Below are 13,891 nucleotides of genomic sequence, written 5' to 3' on the forward strand. Positions count from 1 at the left end.
TTCCGGAATGTTCATCCGGCGGCGTTTGCGGATACTACTTTGGTTGCCCCTTACTTTGCCCCTTACTTTGGCCCTTGCCGGGACCCTTGCCAGGCTTTTCCTTCTTGGGAAATTCCGGAACCAGATGGGCGCGCTCGATGTCGTTAGGCGATATCTGGCGGCTCTCGCCGTTGTCCAAATCCACTTGCACCAGGCCCTCGCGCAATCCCAGCAGCTTGCCACGGAACCTGCGGCCGATTCCAAATGCCGCTTCCGGCGCCAACTCCATCGCCACACGCTGCCCCGCGAATCGCTCGTAATCCGCTGGCTTCACCAGCTTGCGGTCCATGCCGGGCGAGGAAACTTCCAGCGTGTAACTGTCCAGCATGATCTCCTCAACATCAAGGATCATGCCCACCTGCCGGCTGATATTCTGGCAATCAGCGAGCGAAACGCCGACCGCTCCCGTCGATGTCGCCTGTGCTACAACTGGTGCAGCCGTTCCCGCCGCTGCGACTATTGGCTCAACAGCCAACTCAAGCAGCACGGACTCTGCCGGCTCTGGAACTTCCAGGCGGGCTGGCACAGCCCCAGCTAGTTTATCCAGAAATATTCTGACCACCGTGCCGCGGCCACGTCCATGGAGTTCCACATCGACGACTTCCAGGCCTTCAGAAGTCGCCACCCTCTCCACCACCGCGCGTATCCGTTCCAACTGAGTCATGAGCAAACTTTGAGCGAACCTGTGGGGCAATCATGGCTTGCAAGCAACTCGCATCCGTCAGTAGCGAACAAAAAAGTGGGCTTTCGCCCACTTGGTCTGCGCCCAAATGAAGCCACAGTATAACCCATATCCGTAATAAGAACAATGGCAGTAGACCGATTGAAACCCTGGGGATTCGCGTCACTCCTGACGCGATTGAAAGTCCAGATACTATACGGCTTCTGGCCTCGCAATGCCGATTGGCGCTGCGAGGCCCGATTGGTTAACAGCCTGTTAAGTGCAACTACGCCGTGGGGCGCTCGGGCTCGATCAGCTCGTCGGCGGGAGCGACAAACGGCTCCTCGACGGGGCGCTCTTCGGGCTTGGGCTCCTCGGTCAGCAGGCGGAAGTTGCGGTAGAGCGGCATGCCTGTGCCAGCGGGGATCAGGCGGCCCACGATCACGTTTTCCTTCAAGCCGCGCAAGTGATCCACCTTGCCGCTGATGGCGGCTTCGGTGAGCACGCGCGTGGTCTCCTGGAACGACGCCGCGGAGATGAACGAGTCAGTGGACAGCGACGCCTTGGTGATGCCGAGCAGAATCGGGCGACCCGTCGCCGCGCGACCGCCTTTGGCCTCAGCCTTGTCGTTTTCGTCGCGGAAGCGGAACTTGTCCACCTGCTCTTCCACCAGGAAATCAGTGTCGCCGACTTCCTCGATCTTCACCCAGCGCATCATCTGGCGCACAATCACTTCGATGTGCTTGTCGTTGATGTTGACGCCCTGCAAGCGATAGACTTCCTGAATTTCATTGACCAGGTACGCCTGCAACTCCTTCTCACCAAGCACCGCAAGAATGTCGTGCGGATTCAGCGGGCCATCCATCAACGCCTCGCCCGCCTTCACACGCTCGCCTTCCTGCACACTCAAATGCACACCGCGCGGCAGAGCATACTCGCGCTCCATGCTGTGATCGCCCTTCACTACCACCTTGCGCTGGCCCTTGGTGACTTCTCCGTAATGCACCGACCCATCGATCTCCGTGATGATGGCCGGCTCCTTGGGACGGCGCGCTTCGAACAACTCAACAACGCGCGGCAGACCGCCCGTGATGTCCTTCGTCTTGGTGGTTTCGCGCGGGATCTTCGCCAGCACATCGCCGGGGAACACCACATCACCTTCCACGATCATCAGATGAGCGCGCGACGGCATCAGATACCGCCGTGAACCGGAGCGCGGATGCTCTTCATCGCGGATCAAAATTGCCGGCTCACGTTTTTCATCCGTTGACTCGGCGACCACCCAACGCGACATGCCGGTGACTTCGTCCACTTCCTCGTGCAGCGTCGAGCCGCGTTCCAGATCGCTGAACTTCACCGGCCCGCCGACCTCGGTGAGAATCGAGAACGTGTAAGGATCCCACTCGACCAGAATCTGACCAACCGTTACGGGCTGGCCTTCAGAGACCTTCAGGCGCGCGCCGTAAACCACGGAATAGCGCTCGCGCTCGCGGCCCTTCTCATCGACAACGGTGATGGAGCCGTTGCGATTCATCGCAACCAGATCACCTTGCTTGTTTTTCACCGTGGTCATGCCCACGAACTTGGCGAAGCCGTTGTTCTTGGCGTCCAGTGTGGACTGCTCCGTAACGCGGCTGGCCGTGCCGCCGATGTGGAACGTACGCATCGTCAACTGCGTGCCGGGTTCACCGATGGACTGCGCCGCGACGACTCCCACGGCCTCGCCCAACTCCACCAGTTTTCCGGTCGCCAGGTTGCGGCCATAGCAGGCGATGCAAACGCCACGCTTCGATTCGCAAGTAAGCACGGAGCGAATCTTGACGCGCTCAATGCCAGCCTGCTGGATCGCCAGCGCCAGTTCCTCGGTGATCTCTTCGTTCACGTTCACGATGACGGCGCTTTCGTAGTCGCGAATCTTCTCAAGCGATACGCGGCCCACAATGCGGTCGCGGAACGGCTCGATGATCTCGCCCGACTCCACGATGGAGCCGACGAAGATTCCGTCGGAAGTGCCGCAGTCCAGATCACCGATGATCACGTCCTGCGCCACGTCCACCAGACGGCGTGTCAGGTAGCCGGAGTCAGCCGTCTTGAGAGCGGTATCCGCCAGGCCTTTGCGCGCGCCGTGCGTGGAGATGAAGTACTGCAACACCGTCAAACCTTCGCGGAAATTCGCGGTGATGGGCGTCTCGATGATCTCGCCCGAGGGCTTGGCCATCAATCCGCGCATGCCGGACAACTGGCGAATCTGCTGCTTCGATCCGCGCGCGCCGGAGTCGGCCATAATGTAAATCGGATTGAACACTTCGCCTTTGCGATCCGTCTCCTGCATCACGCCGAACATTTCATCGGCAACGCGCTCGGTGATGTTGGACCAGATGGCGATGACTTTGTTGTAGCGTTCTCCGTTGGTGATGGCGCCGTCGAGATACTGCTGCTGCACCTCGAAAACTTCCTTCTTGGCTTTCTCGACCAGCGGCGCCTTGCCCGACGGGATGACCATGTCATCTATGCCGATGGAGATGCCCGCCTTGGTGGCATAGAGGAAGCCCACCTGTTTCACTTCGTCAAGCAGCTTCACAGTGGTCGGCAGGCCGAAGCGCAGGTAACAATAGTTCACCAACTGGCCCAGGCCTTTCTTCTTGAGCAGACCATTGATGAAGGGCATCTCCGGAGGAAGATGATCGTTCAGGATGACGCGGCCCACTGTGGTTTCGAGCATCTGCCGGTCGAACGTAACCGGCTCGGTGTGAATGATGTCCTGATCATCATAGGCCTTGGTTAAATCGATCACCGGACCGGACAAGCGCATGCGGATCGGCGTCAGCGTCTGAACTTCGCCGGCTTCCAGAGCCAGCAGAACTTCTTCGGTGTTGGCGAACGCCCGGCCCTCGCCCTTCGAGTGCAGGCGGGCTTTGGTCAGGTAATAGCACCCGAGCACGATGTCCTGCGTAGGCACGGTAACCGGCTGTCCGTTAGAGGGAGAAAGAATGTTGTGCGCGCTGAGCATCAGGACGCTGGCTTCAATCTGCGACTCAGGCGACAGCGGAATATGAACTGCCATCTGATCGCCGTCGAAGTCGGCGTTGAATGCGGTGCAGACCAGCGGGTGAATGCGGATCGCCTTGCCTTCCACCAGCACCGGCTCGAAAGCCTGAATGCCCAAGCGGTGCAGCGTCGGCGCGCGGTTCAGCAGCACCGGATGATCGCGGATGACGTCTTCCAGAATGTCCCACACGATGGGGTCCTGCTGCTCCACCATTTCCTTGGCCTGCTTAATAGTGGTGCATAGGCCCTTCAATTCAAGTTGGTGATAGATGAACGGCTTGAACAATTCGAGCGCCATCTTCTTGGGCAGACCACATTGATGCAGCTTCAATTCGGGACCGACGACGATGACCGAGCGGCCGGAATAATCCACGCGCTTGCCGAGCAGGTTCTGGCGGAAGCGGCCCTGCTTGCCCTTCAGCGTGTCGGAGAGCGACTTGAGCGGGCGATTGTTCGCGCCGCGCAGCACGCGACCACGGCGACCGTTGTCGAACAATGCGTCCACGGCCTCCTGCAACATGCGCTTTTCGTTGCGCACGATCACGTCGGGCGCGTGCAGCTCCATCAACTTCTTGAGACGGTTGTTGCGGTTGATGACGCGGCGATACAGATCGTTCAGATCCGAGGTGGCGAAACGTCCGCCATCCAGCGGCACCAGCGGGCGCAGCTCCGGCGGAATCACCGGAATCACTTCCAGGATCATCCACTCCGGATGATTCCCCGAGCGGCGGAACGCCTCGGCGACTTTAAGGCGCTTGGCAAACTTGAGCTTCTTCTGCTGCGAAAGCTCCACCTTCATCCTGGCGCGCAGCTCTAGGCACAGATCATCAATCTTCACGCGCTTCAATAATTCGCGGATGGCCTCGGCGCCCATCATCGCTTTGAACTTGCCGGGATACTCCTGATGCAACTGACGATAGCGATCCTCGGTGATCACCTCGCGTTCCTTGAGCGGCGCTTCGCCGACATCCAGGACTACGTATGCCTCGAAGTAAAGAATGCGCTCCAGATCGCGCAGAGCCAGATCCAGCAGGTAACCGATGCGGCTGGGCAGGCCCTTGAAGAACCACACGTGCGAGCACGGCGCGGCCAATTCAATGTGGCCCATGCGTTCACGGCGGACGTCTTTCGTGGTAACTTCAACGCCGCACTTATCGCAGGTCACGCCGCGATGCTTCATGCGCTTGTACTTGCCGCAGAGACACTCCCAGTCCGTCACAGGGCCGAAGATGCGCGCGCAGAACAGGCCATCGCGTTCCGGCTTGAACGTCCGGTAGTTGATGGTCTCCGGCTTGGTTACTTCTCCGCGCGACCACGACCGGATTTTATCCGGCGCGGCCAGCGAAATGCGGATGCTGTCAAAATCCAGCGAAAGCTTCGAGCGGTCCGTATAACTGTTGCGATACAAGGTTCCCTCCCCGCAAGACGAAAACCAGGTGGTTAGCCTGCTGACAAAAACCAAGAAACCGATTTCGTGATACTCAATGGTTCCAAAACTTTTCCGATAACTGCGTCTGAGTCTAGTCGGCGGCGGCGCCCAGTACATCCTTGGGACGCTTGATCAGCTCGACATCCAGGCACAGGCTCTGCAATTCGCGGATGAGCACGTTGAACGACTCGGGCACGCCGGGCTCCATCGCCGACTCACCTTTCACGATTGCCTCGTAAATCTTGGTGCGACCCACCACGTCATCCGACTTCGCAGTGAGTAACTCCTGCAGAATATGCGCCGCGCCGTAAGCCTCCAGCGCCCACACTTCCATTTCTCCGAAGCGCTGTCCGCCAAACTGCGCCTTGCCGCCGAGCGGCTGCTGCGTGATCAGCGAATAGGGTCCGATGGAGCGCGCATGAATCTTGTCATCGACCAGGTGCGAGAGCTTCAACATGTAGATATAGCCGACGGTTACCTGCTCCTCGAACTTGTCGCCGGTCAGACCGTCGAACAGTTCCGTCTTGCCCGATAGCGGCAGTCCTGCTAGCTTGAGCTTGGCCTTGATCTCATGCTCCTTCGCGCCATCGAATACCGCCGACGCATACGTAATGCCAAGCACTTTGGCGGCCCAACCAAGGTGTGTTTCGAGAATCTGACCGACGTTCATACGCGAAGGAACGCCCAGTGGATTCAGTACAATCTCCACCGGAGTTCCATCGGGCAGATACGGCATCTCCTCGACGGGAACAATCTTGGCGATGACGCCCTTGTTGCCGTGGCGACCAGCCATCTTGTCGCCGACGGAAAGCTTGCGCTTCATGGCCACATAGACCTTCACCAGCTTGATCACGCCGGGAGGCAGTTCGTCGCCCTTGCGCAGCTTGTCTTCCTTATCGGAAGTTACCTTGCGCAAGACGTCAATCTGGCGCGAAGTCATCTCTTCGATCTCGTCAATCTGCTCATTCAGCCGGGCGTCCTTCTTCATCTCCAGCTTCATGCGTTTCAGATCGCGAGCCTTAAGATGGCGCATCACTTCGCCGGTGAGTTCAACACCCTTGCCCAGCAGCTTCTTGTTGGTGCGCTCGTCGTGCAGATCGGCCTGCAGAATCTTTCCGCCCACCAGAGCGTTCAGACGCTTGAGGCGTTCGTCTTCCAGAATACGAATCTGGTCATCCAGGTTGCGGCGCAGTCGCGCGACCTGTTCAATCTCGATGGACTTGGCGCGAGCATCCTTCTCCTCGCTTTTGCGCGTGAAGACTTTCACCTCCACCACGGTGCCCTCAATGCCCGGCGGGCAGACCAGCGATGCGTCGCGCACGTCGCCAGCCTTTTCGCCGAAGATGGCGCGCAGGAGCTTCTCTTCCGGCGTCAACTGCGTTTCACCCTTCGGCGTAACGCGGCCCACCAGAATGTCTCCCGGCCGCACCGCCGCGCCGATACGGATCATGCCGCTGTCGTCGAGATCGCGCAGGAAGCTCTCACTCACATTGGGAATGTCGCGAGTGATCTCCTCCGGCCCCAGCTTGGTGTCGCGGGCTTCCACTTCCAATTCTTCAATGTGGATTGAAGTGAAGTAATCCTGCTGGACCAGACGCTCGCTGATCAGGATGGCGTCTTCAAAGTTGTAGCCGCGCCAAGGCATGAAGGCCACCAGCACGTTGCGTCCGAGCGCCAACTCGCCGCCGTCCGTGCAGGGACCATCGGCCAGAACCTGGCCCTTGTTGACGAGGTCGCCTTCGCGCACCAGTGGCCGCTGATTGATGCAGGTGTTCTGGTTCGAGCGGCGGAACTTGGTCAGCGTGTATACGTCGGCGTGAATACCGGCCGACATGGTGCCCGTCTCGGCGGCGGAGCGCTCGGCGCGCACGATGATGCGACCGCTATCGACCGTTTCCACGCGCCCGTCGCGCTTGCAGATGATGACCGCTCCGGAGTCGCGCGCGGTAACCGCTTCCATGCCGGTGCCCACCAGAGGAGCTTCCGCCACCAGCAGCGGCACGGCCTGTCGTTGCATGTTGGCGCCCATCAATGCGCGGTTGGCGTCATCATTCTCCAGAAACGGAACCAACGACGCCGCCACGCTGACGAGCTGCTTCGGCGAGATGTCGACGAAATCAATCTCCTCGCGCTTCTTTAGCACGAAGTTACCCGCCTGCCGCGCATTCAGAAGATCCGGGATAATCCGCTTCTTCTCGTCCAGTTCGACGTTGGCCTGCGCGATGACGTACTTGTCTTCTTCCCATGCCGATAGATAAAACGCGAATGGCACAGCCTCGGGAGCGCGTTTGCGCTTGTACTCATCGCAGAGCTTTTCGTACTCAGCCACTTCCAGAACATCACCCGGATTCTTGTCACTATCACCAGCGTGGGTGATCTGCACGAAGTCAGTAACCCGGCCCTTGATAACTTTGCGGTATGGGCTTTCGATGAAGCCGTAATCGTTGATGCGCGCAAAGCACGACAGCGACGAGATCAAACCGATGTTCGGACCTTCTGGCGTCTCAATCGGGCAGATGCGTCCGTAGTGCGTCGGATGCACGTCGCGGACTTCGAATCCCGCGCGCTCGCGGGAAAGACCGCCCGGTCCCAGCGCCGAGAGGCGGCGCTTGTGGGTAATTTCGGAAAGCGGATTGGTCTGATCCATGAACTGCGACAACTGGCTCGATCCGAAAAACTCGCGGATGGCCGCCATCGCCGGCTTGGCGTTGACCAGATCATGTGGCATGGCCGTGGCCATTTCCTGATAGACGGACATCTTCTCTTTGATCGCGCGTTCCATGCGAACCAAGCCGATGCGGAACTGGTTCTCCAGCAGTTCGCCCACCGCGCGCACGCGGCGGTTGCCGAGGTGATCGATGTCGTCCACCGATCCCATGTTCCTCTTCAGGCGGAACAGATACAGCAGTACGGCAGCGAAGTCCGCCATATCCAGCGTGCGCCGGTCGAGCGGCGTTTCCATATCCATCTTGATATTGAATTTCAGGCGGCCCACACGCGAAAAATCATATTTACGCGCATCCATGAACATGCCCTGGAATAGGGCAATGGCGGTGTCAATGGTCGGCGGATCGCCGGGACGCAGCTTGCGGTAAATCTCCATCAACGACTCTTCCTGCGTTTTCAGGCTGTCCTTGCGCAGGGTCTGGCTGAGAACCACGCCGGCCTCTTCACGATCAGGGAAAAAGATGCGGACCTGCTTAATGCGCGCTTCCTGGAACTTCGCCAGATGATTGGTGGTCAACTCCTGGTTCGCCTCTGCCAGCACTTCGCCAGTCTTGGTATCGGCCACGTCGGCCAATACATACGCGCCTTCCAGATCAGTCGCGGAAACTTCCACCGACTCAATATGCGCCTTGCGCATCGCGTCCAGATGGTTGCCCGCGATGCGGCGTCCGGCGTGAACAATCTCTTCCTTGGTGCGAGGATGCACCACGCTGTGCGAAAGCTTGACTTCCTTGAGTCCGCCGGAGACTCCGAGCATCAACTTCTTGTCGTCCAGAGTCAGTATCTCGCCCTTGTAGAACTTGGTGAGAATTTCTTCATCCGTGCGCAGCCCCAGCGCGCGCAGGAAGATGCTGCCCAGGAATTTGCGCTTGCGGTCGATGCGCACGTAGAGCAGGTTCTTGGCGTCAAACTCGAACTCCACCCAGGAACCACGATACGGAATGATCTTGCCGAGGAAGTAGGTGCGCTGATTGGCGGTCTCGAAGAACACGCCGGGCGAGCGGTGCAACTGGCTGACGATGACGCGCTCGGTGCCGTTGATGATGAACGTGCCGTTGTCGGTCATCAGCGGAATTTCGCCGAAGAAGACTTCCTGCTCCTTGATGTCGCGCACGGCCTTGACGCCGGTCTCGGGGTCCTTCTCGTAAATGGTCAGGCGGATGGTTACCTTGAGGGGCGCGGCATAGGTCATGCCCCGTTCCTCACACTCCATCACGTCGTACTTCAGTTGCAGATCAACCGGGTCGCCGCACTTGTCGCAGAAGTCCACCTGATTGGCGTTTGATGCGCCGCACTTGTGACAGAGAATGTCGCCGGTGATGAACGGGCTGGTCTTCACGCTGGCGCCACAGCGGTGGCAGGGCGTGCGCAGGTGATGCAGACCCTTCAGGTTGCCGCACTTGCACTCCCAGTTGCCGATCGAGTAATCGACGAAGTCCAGTTGCGAGAGCTCGCGGAAGTCCCGGATGGGAAACACGGAACTGAACACGGCCTGCAGTCCGCCGTCGTCACGCTCGCTCGGCAGCAGATCCATCTGCAGGAACCGGTCGTAGGACCGCTTCTGCACTTCGATCAAATTCGGAATCGGCAGACTGACGTGGATTTTGGAAAAATCCTGGCGCTCGCTGCCTGCGACTTTGCCCTGTTGAATCATGCCGCGCTCCTGAATGTTGTCTAAAGTAAAGTTGATTGGCCTGGCCGGGTACTGCCGGCTGCGCGAAAGTTAGATTGGAGAATCCAAACTAATGCCGCCAGCAAAGGCAGCAAGTGGACACCTGCGGCAGCCCCTGACGATCCCTTGGTCGAGACGACCAAGGTCGGCGCGGGGAACCGGAAGCGACAGACTCCTGCCTGAAACGCGCTTCAAGGGAAGCCTTCCAGAGCCTGCGAAAACACTGGATGCGGGCTCATTAGCTGGGAAAATGAAGGCGGCAGCGCGAACCCTTCCAGTCCGCCGCTGCTGCATTTCTGAATAAGTGAGCAGCGCGCGGGCGCAGAGCCACGCGCGCCTGCCTGGTGAAAGAAACTACTTCACCTCGACAGTGGCTCCGGCATCGACGAACTTTTTCTTGATCGTCTCGGCCTCTTCCTTGTTCACGCCTTCTTTGATGGGCTTCGGAGCGCCATCCACCAAGTCCTTGGCTTCCTTCAAGCCCAGGCTGGTGACTTCGCGCACCGCTTTGATGACGTTGATCTTGTTGGCGCCGGCTGCCGTCAGAACGACGGTGAACTCGGTCTTTTCCTCGGCGGGCGCGGCGGCGGCGCCACCACCGCCACCGGCCATCATCATCGGGGCCGCGGCGCTAACGCCAAAAGTGGTTTCCATTTCCTTTACGAGCTGCGACGCTTCCAGAAGCGTCAGTCCCTTGATCTGGTCCAGAATGGTTGCGACTTTTTCAGACATGATGTAATTCACTCCTCCTGTGCGGCCCTATCCGGGCGCGCTGATTCTTTAGAAAAAAATGGGTCGTACACAAAAACGTTATTGCTGAAACTTATTCTCCGCGACCGCTCGGTTCAGCACTATGGCCAGTGAACGGATCACTGATTGAGTTGCGCTGGCAATGCCGCGCGCGGGAGAATGCACCACGTACATAATCTTCGCCAGCAATTCTTCTTTGCTGGGCAGGTTCGCTAGTTCGTTGATCTCCGCGATGGAGATGACTCGGCCATCCACCATTCCTGAACGAAAGGTGAAGTTCGGATTGGCCTTGGCGTAATTCGAAAGCGCCTTGGCCAGAGAAACAGGGTTGGTGGTGGTGGTGGCCAGTGCCGTTGGACCGGTCAATTCTTTCACCAACGCCTCGGCTACGGTACCCTTGGCGCCCAGCTCCGCCAGTGTGTTCTTCACCACGCTGTACTTGCCGCCGGCGGCGCGAATGTGATTGCGCAGTTCCCAATCCTCAGAGACGGGAATCTTCTCAAAATTAACGACAAAGACGCTGGCAGCTTTCGCCAATTCCGCCTGCAGCCGCTCGATCTCTTGCTTTTTCTCTTCGCGGTTCACCGTACTCCTCCAAGTTCCTTACCTTATAACTTTTTCAAGGTCACCAGGCTAATAGTCTGACGCCGGAACGCTAAACAGTTTCGTGCTCAGCAATGGCCAGATCAATCGCAATGCCAGGGCCCATCGTAGATGACAGGGTGATGCCCTTCACATACTTGCCCTTCGAGGCCGAGGGCTTGGCCTTCACCACAGCGTGGATCAGCGCGGAGGCATTGTCCACAATGCTGGGCGCGGCAAAACTGATCTTGCCCACCGCCGTATGAATCTGTGCGGTCTTGTCCGTGCGGAACTCCACCTTGCCGGCCTTCACTTCTTTCACCGCGGTTTTCACGTCGGTGGTAACCGTACCGGCCTTCGGGTTCGGCATCAAACCACGCGGACCGAGCACTTTGCCAAGTCGGCCCACGGACTTCATCATGTCCGGTGTCGAGATCACTGCGTCAAAGTCGGCCCAGCCTTCGGTGATCTTCTTGACCATCTCTTCACCGCCGGCGAAATCCGCGCCCGCCTCTTCGGCCTCGCGAATCTTCTCCCCGCTGGCGATGACCAGAACTTTCTTTGATTTGCCCAGCCCGTGCGGCAACACAATCGTTCCACGCACCATCTGGTCGGCGTGGCGCGGGTCCACACCCAGCCGCAGGACCAGTTCTACCGACTCGTCGAACTTGGCGAACTTGACCTTCTGCAGCAGGTCCACCGCTTCCTTCAATTGATACGGGCGCTCTTCGACAGCCTTATGCGCCTTGGCTATGTTTTTACCTTCTCGCCGTGCCATTTCAACTCTCCAGAATTCCGATTGGGCTGGGCAGATGCTTCCCCGCCACGATCTTGTGCTCCCTCAATTTTTGAGAACCTAGACTACGTCAATGCCCATGCTGCGCGCCGTGCCGCGCACGCTGCGAATGGCGGATTCCAATGAACTGGTATTCAAATCCGGCAACTTGGTTTTGGCAATCTCTTCCACCTGTTTCGCCGTCACCGTTCCCACCTTCGTCGCGGGAGTCGTGCCCGAGCCCTTGGCGACGCCGGCGGCGCGCTTCAGCAGAATGGGCGCCGGAGGCGTCTTGGTGATAAACGTATAGCTGCGGTCGCCATAAACGGTAATGACCACCGGAATGATCAGCCCGTCCATCTCCTTGGCATTCGTCTTGGCGTTGAATGCCTTGCAAAAGTCCATGATATTGACGCCATGCTGTCCGAGCGCCGGCCCTACCGGAGGTGCCGGATTGGCCTTGCCTGCAGGTATCTGCAGCTTGATCATCCCTGTTACTTTTTTGCCCTTGGGCGCGGGTGCTGCCATTGCTTCCTCCGAACAAAAATCAATTCGTCAGCTTGCTTCCATTACGGCTGGCCCGAGCGGCCTGTCGCGAACGTGCGCGGCTTAAATCTTTTCGACTTGCAGGAAATCAAGCTCCACTGGCGTCGCGCGACCGAAGATGGTTACCATCACCTTCAACGTGTTGCGGTCCAGATTGACTTCTTCCACCGTGCCATTAAAGTTTCCGAACGGGCCGTCTACAATCTTCACTACTTCACCATGCTCAAACTTCAACTTCGGCTTGGCGCGTTCCCCTGAGGTGGCCTTGCTGCGATTGAATATCTGGTCCGCTTCCGCATCGGTCAGCGGAATCGGCGTTCCGGCGCCACCCACAAAATCGGTTACCCGCGGCGTGTTTTTTACGATGTGCCAGACATTGTCGTCCATGGCCAGCTCGACCAGCACATAGCCGGGATAAAACATTCGCGATGTTTCAATCTTCTTGCCGCCACGCACCTCGACCACTGTCTCGGTGGGGATCATCACCTGCCCGATTTTGTCTTCCAGGCCGAAGGCTTGCACGCGGCTTTCCAGGCTTTCCTTCACCTTGCGCTCGAACCCCGAATAAGTGTGGATGATGTACCACTTCTTATTCGAACTCGCAGCAACGGGCTCTACGACGGGCTCAGCGCTGTCCGCAGCGGAGTCCGCCGGCGGTAGCGCTTCCTGGTTGGGTAACTGTTCCTGATTACTTTCCATCTATTTGCCTAGCTCCAACAAGGCCCGCACGCCTTGCGTGAAAATCCAATCCAGCGTGCCAAAGTAAGTGGCGAAGAAGGCCACCGTGATCATCACGACCACCGTGGTCGCCTTGATCTGCGGCCAGCCGGGCCATGAAACGCGTTTTGTTTCAGCGCGCACTTCACCGAGAAACGTCTTCGCGCGTTTAGGCCACGAACCGGCCTCGGAGATTGCTCCGCCAATGGCCGATTCTTTCTCCGGCTCATCACCTGCTGCTGCCTTGATCGAATCCGCGTTTCCCATTCCAGGGTTTCTCCACAGCCTTGCTTACTCAATCGTAGAATGCGAATGTTCGTTCACTCCTGCCCGTCTCACCAAAGCCATCCCGCCCATGCCTGCTGCGCGGCGAAAAATGGCAGGGGCGGAGGGATTCGAACCCCCACAACCGGTTTTGGAGACCGGCGGTCTACCATTAAACCTACGCCCCTATCGGCACTCTAGCGGCATCAGGAACCGGCATCCATCAAAAGGACCAGTCCGTTTTCACTGCCCGGCGTTCCAGACTGCTTCCGAGGCTAACGAACTTCCTTGTGCGCCGTGTGCGTCTTGCAAGTCCGGCAAAACTTTTTGATCTCCAACCGAGTAGTCGTTTTTTTCTTATTCTTGGTGGTGGTATAGTTCCTGTTCTTGCACTCGGGACACTGTAAGGTAATGATATCACGCATTGGTTTACCCTTGCCGTTCTGTTGAAATCGCCTAGCTTAAACCTGACGTCTAATTCTGTTCACCGCTCTGTAAGGTTCCCAAGCAATCATCTCACGGATCGCTCTGGGATGATTTCGCTGCCTCATGTTAGGCAATAATCTCTGAGATGGTGCCGGCGCCCACGGTGCGGCCGCCTTCGCGGATCGCGAAGCGCAGGCCCTTCTCCATCGCGATCGGCGTGATCAGCTCAATCGACAGCGCCACGTTGTCCCCGGG

The 13,891-nt window shown here is 58.4% G+C and carries 11 protein-coding genes and 1 tRNA gene; all 12 read right to left on the reverse strand.

Going from position 1 to position 13,891, the window contains the following annotated elements; translation table 11 throughout:
* Positions 1 to 34: 34 nt before the first annotated feature.
* Positions 35 to 703, reverse strand: a complete 669-nt coding sequence (locus tag EXQ56_10915; protein MSO20952.1) for a ribosome maturation factor RimP — start codon at positions 701 to 703, stop codon at positions 35 to 37.
* A gap of 283 nt (positions 704 to 986) precedes the next feature.
* Positions 987 to 5,294, reverse strand: coding sequence for a DNA-directed RNA polymerase subunit beta' (gene rpoC / locus EXQ56_10920; protein ID MSO20953.1), 4,308 nt, complete (start codon positions 5,292 to 5,294; stop codon positions 987 to 989).
* Complete coding sequence (gene rpoB, locus EXQ56_10925; protein ID MSO20954.1) at positions 5,269 to 9,558, reverse strand: DNA-directed RNA polymerase subunit beta; 4,290 nt, start codon at positions 9,556 to 9,558, stop codon at positions 5,269 to 5,271. Before rpoB ends, rpoC begins: the two co-directional genes overlap by 26 nt.
* 372 nt (positions 9,559 to 9,930) lie before the next feature.
* On the reverse strand, positions 9,931 to 10,308 hold the full coding sequence (locus tag EXQ56_10930) for a 50S ribosomal protein L7/L12 (protein MSO20955.1): 378 nt from the start codon (positions 10,306 to 10,308) through the stop codon (positions 9,931 to 9,933).
* Positions 10,309 to 10,386: 78 nt separating this feature from the next.
* A complete protein-coding gene (locus EXQ56_10935; protein MSO20956.1) occupies positions 10,387 to 10,911 on the reverse strand; it encodes a 50S ribosomal protein L10 in 525 nt (174 codons plus the stop codon).
* Between the two features lie 70 nt (positions 10,912 to 10,981).
* Positions 10,982 to 11,686: a 50S ribosomal protein L1 gene (locus tag EXQ56_10940; GenBank protein MSO20957.1), complete on the reverse strand. Its 705-nt coding sequence runs from the start codon at positions 11,684 to 11,686 to the stop codon at positions 10,982 to 10,984.
* Positions 11,687 to 11,764: 78 nt separating this feature from the next.
* A complete protein-coding gene (rplK, locus tag EXQ56_10945) occupies positions 11,765 to 12,211 on the reverse strand; it encodes a 50S ribosomal protein L11 (GenBank protein MSO20958.1) in 447 nt (148 codons plus the stop codon).
* Positions 12,212 to 12,292: 81 nt separating this feature from the next.
* Complete coding sequence (gene nusG / locus EXQ56_10950; GenBank protein ID MSO20959.1) at positions 12,293 to 12,928, reverse strand: transcription termination/antitermination protein NusG; 636 nt, start codon at positions 12,926 to 12,928, stop codon at positions 12,293 to 12,295.
* Positions 12,929 to 13,213 (reverse strand): preprotein translocase subunit SecE, encoded by a 285-nt coding sequence (gene secE, locus EXQ56_10955; GenBank protein ID MSO20960.1) that lies wholly within the window; start codon positions 13,211 to 13,213, stop codon positions 12,929 to 12,931. It lies immediately after the preceding gene.
* 110 nt (positions 13,214 to 13,323) lie between these two features.
* A tRNA-Trp gene (locus EXQ56_10960) sits at positions 13,324 to 13,398 on the reverse strand.
* Between the two features lie 87 nt (positions 13,399 to 13,485).
* Entirely contained in the window at positions 13,486 to 13,635 is a 150-nt protein-coding gene (rpmG, locus tag EXQ56_10965; protein MSO20961.1) for a 50S ribosomal protein L33, read from the reverse strand.
* Between the two features lie 127 nt (positions 13,636 to 13,762).
* Positions 13,763 to 13,891 (reverse strand): elongation factor Tu (gene tuf / locus EXQ56_10970; GenBank protein ID MSO20962.1); only part of this gene is annotated, 129 nt, incomplete at its 5' end.

Source organism: Acidobacteriota bacterium (genome assembly GCA_009691245.1).
Classification (GTDB): Bacteria; Acidobacteriota; Terriglobia; order 2-12-FULL-54-10; family 2-12-FULL-54-10; genus SHUM01.

Coding starts and splice junctions, on each gene's coding strand:
- EXQ56_10915 (MSO20952.1), bottom strand. CDS start 703: ATGACTCAGTTGGAACGGATACGCGCGGTGGTGGAGAGGGTGGCGACT.
- rpoC (MSO20953.1), bottom strand. CDS start 5,294: ATGTACTGGGCGCCGCCGCCGACTAGACTCAGACGCAGTTATCGGAAA.
- rpoB (MSO20954.1), bottom strand. CDS start 9,558: ATGATTCAACAGGGCAAAGTCGCAGGCAGCGAGCGCCAGGATTTTTCC.
- EXQ56_10930 (MSO20955.1), bottom strand. CDS start 10,308: ATGTCTGAAAAAGTCGCAACCATTCTGGACCAGATCAAGGGACTGACG.
- EXQ56_10940 (MSO20957.1), bottom strand. CDS start 11,686: ATGGCACGGCGAGAAGGTAAAAACATAGCCAAGGCGCATAAGGCTGTC.
- rplK (MSO20958.1), bottom strand. CDS start 12,211: ATGGCAGCACCCGCGCCCAAGGGCAAAAAAGTAACAGGGATGATCAAG.
- nusG (MSO20959.1), bottom strand. CDS start 12,928: ATGGAAAGTAATCAGGAACAGTTACCCAACCAGGAAGCGCTACCGCCG.
- secE (MSO20960.1), bottom strand. CDS start 13,213: ATGGGAAACGCGGATTCGATCAAGGCAGCAGCAGGTGATGAGCCGGAG.
- rpmG (MSO20961.1), bottom strand. CDS start 13,635: ATGCGTGATATCATTACCTTACAGTGTCCCGAGTGCAAGAACAGGAAC.